Raw genomic sequence first — 225 nt, 5'->3', positions numbered from 1 at the left:
CGCCTGAAATCCAGCAATACCAGTGGCTTCAACGGTGTTCTCTGGGACAAGACTACGAAGCGTTGGAAGGCCTACATCGGCGGCGCTCAGCGCACACACGTGGGTTTCTTCGACACCCCAGAAGCTGCGGCCGCGGCGAGAAAAGCCGCCCAACAACGCCTCGGCTTCCACCCGAACCATGGAGATCAGCGATGAGTGCCAATCCCCAACCCAAGATCACGCCCG

General features: G+C 60.4%; 1 protein-coding gene. It reads left to right on the top strand.

Annotated elements, in window-relative coordinates:
* A partial coding sequence (locus tag ACM0OW_RS25940; RefSeq protein WP_414553604.1) for a hypothetical protein occupies positions 1-195 on the top strand: 195 nt, incomplete at its 5' end.
* Positions 196-225: the final 30 nt, after the last annotated feature.

Source organism: Anabaena sp. CCY 0017 (genome assembly GCF_963920885.1).
In the GTDB taxonomy this organism is placed as follows: domain Bacteria; phylum Cyanobacteriota; class Cyanobacteriia; order Cyanobacteriales; family Nostocaceae; genus Nodularia.
The sequence above is the reverse complement of the archived record's forward strand: the minus strand, read 5'-3'. Positions and strand labels throughout refer to the sequence as shown.